Raw genomic sequence first — 1,443 nt, 5'->3', positions numbered from 1 at the left:
ACCTTCAGTGGGGGGCTGGCCCCCCACTGAAGGTCGTGGTGTCGGGGCTGGCCCCCACTCCTACATCGCCACCCAGCGATACCCCTCACCAGCCTTCTCCGCTCTGCCAATCCCGCCGGGCAGATGGAAGCCCACCATCACCATCTGCTCCGACGCCAGCCGATCCATCAGCGCCACCCGCGTTGCGGCCCCAACCTCCGGCGCCTGGTCCGAGTTCACCGCCCAGCCGGGCCGCGCGAAGGCCACGTGGTGGTTGCCAATCGCATCGCCCACCACCATCACGCTCTCGCTGCCCTGCCGGATCTCGAAGCCCATGTGCCCCGGCGTGTGCCCAACGCAGGCCACCGCCGCCACGCCCGGCAGCACCTCGTCGGCATCGTCGAAGAACTCAACCCGGTCCTCGATCGCCTCCATCCGCCGCTTCGCGCCCACCGCGAAGGCCTGCCGCTCGGCGCCGATTGTGTCCACCGTCTCCGGGTTCCACCAATAGTCCCACTCGCCCCGGCCCATCATGTACCTCGCATCCGGAAACAGCGGCTCGTCGAAATCGTCGAGCAGGCCCCAGATGTGATCCGGGTGCGCATGGGTGAAGATCACATCCGTCACCTCCGCCGGCGTCACGCCGGCGGCCTCCAGATTCCCCGCCAGCTCCCCCGCCGAGGGCATGAAGTCCGGCCCCGCGCCCACGTCGAACAACACCACCCGGTCGCCCAGCCGCAGCAGCGTCACGTTGCAAGGCGGCTCCAGCGACTCGGTCGACACGCCCAGCGGCTCCACGATGGCCGCCACCTCCGCCGCAGGCAGCCCCTCGAAGATGAAGGAGCCGGGCAGCATCAGGTTGCCGTCGCTGACCACCGTTAGCCGCGCCTCGCCCATTGTCATCTCCGCCATCGCCCGCCACGGCAGGCCCGCGCCTGCCACCACACCGGCTGCCGCACCCGCCACGAATCCGCGTCGTGAAATTCGCATATGTTCCTCCCATATCTATTTATCTGAATATGACGGATCGGCGCCGTGCGGGCAATGAAAGATGGACGTGCCGCGCCCGCCCGCTACTCTCCGCCCATGCGCCGCGCCCTCCAGATCTTCGCCCTCATCCTGCTCGCCCTTCCCCTGTTGGCCTGCGCCCTGCACGTCGCCAACTCCGGCAGCACACCGGTGCCGCCCCGCCCCGAGGGCACGCTGCGCGTCGCCACCTATAACGTCCACTACATCGTGCTGAACCGCCCCGAGGGCGCCTGGTCCGTCGCCGACTGGGAGCGCCGGAAGGCGCCCATGGCCGAGGCCCTGCGCGAAATTGACGCCGACATCATCGCCTTCCAGGAGATGGAAAGCTTCCAGCGCGGCGATGACGGCTCCACCAACCTCGCCCGCGACTATCTGCTGGCCGAACTCCCCGCCTACCGCACCGCCGCCTCCGGCCCCCTGTCTCTTATACACCTC

Annotated in this window: 1 protein-coding gene and 1 pseudogene; one reads left to right on the top strand and one right to left on the bottom strand. The window is 68.7% G+C overall.

What is annotated here, in order from left to right:
• Positions 1–60: 60 nt before the first annotated feature.
• Complete coding sequence (locus DYI42_RS23860; protein WP_213549616.1) at positions 61–969, bottom strand: MBL fold metallo-hydrolase; 909 nt, start codon at positions 967–969, stop codon at positions 61–63.
• A 54-nt stretch (positions 970–1,023) separates the two neighbouring features.
• On the opposite strand from DYI42_RS23860, the pseudogene DYI42_RS23855 reads away from it, so the two are divergent.
• Positions 1,024–1,443 (top strand): annotated as a pseudogene (locus DYI42_RS23855) (hypothetical protein); the annotation flags it as partial.

The sequence above is a fragment of the Vannielia litorea genome, from assembly GCF_018424695.1.
In the GTDB taxonomy this organism is placed as follows: domain Bacteria; phylum Pseudomonadota; class Alphaproteobacteria; order Rhodobacterales; family Rhodobacteraceae; genus Vannielia; species Vannielia litorea_A.
This window is presented reverse-complemented; position numbering and strand designations above follow the sequence as displayed.